1 protein-coding gene is annotated in these 651 nt (G+C 48.2%); it reads left to right on the top strand.

All coding sequences use genetic code 11. The annotated features are described in order from the left end of the window. Positions 1 to 630, top strand: a 630-nt coding sequence (locus ACSTTG_RS24180) for a helix-turn-helix domain-containing protein (protein WP_438476620.1), incomplete at its 5' end; no start/stop codon positions are given. Between the last annotated feature and the right edge of the window lie 21 nt (positions 631 to 651).

Genomic DNA, 651 nt, shown 5'->3' with positions numbered 1-651 from the left:
CCCGTGCCGCCTGACTTGGACCTCAATAGTATCTGTGTGCAGAAAGAGTATCGTACGATACGCCGCGACCACACCTTCAGCTTCGATAGCAAAATGTACGTCATCGACTCGCCAGTGCGTTACTCCATCGAGAACCAAAAGGTCGAAATCCGCTGCCAGTTCGACGGCTCGTTCTCAGCTTACTTCGGGCATCGTCGCCTCAATATCACCGAGCTTGTTGAGCCGCGTAAGTGTCATGAGTATGGCAAAGAGGTCCAGCGCAAAATCGAGGCACTTGAGCTGGTTGCCGAGGTCGGTAGTGTCAGCAAAGCTGCTCGTATCTTAGGGTGCTCACGTCAGACGTTGTATACCTATCAGCAAATTATGGAAGAGGAAGGCCCATTGGGTCTCAAGCGAGTTAATAAACCGCTCAAACGCAGTAAAAACCGTATTCCAGAAGCGAGTGAAAATAGGATCATCGAGCTGACCTTATTGAATCCACATCATACGTCGATACAGCTGATGAAATTACTCAAACAAGAGGACATCACCGTGAGCATCACGACTATCCAAAAAATCTGGAAGAGAGAAGCACTCAATACTCGTGAGCTGAGAATAGAACGGTCTCAATCAGTGAATATCGATGTGTGAGGCGAGTGGGCTAAAATATAA

It is taken from the genome of Vibrio glycogenivorans (assembly GCF_051660965.1).
GTDB lineage: Bacteria > Pseudomonadota > Gammaproteobacteria > Enterobacterales > Vibrionaceae > Vibrio.
The sequence above is the reverse complement of the archived record's forward strand: the minus strand, read 5'-3'. Positions and strand labels throughout refer to the sequence as shown.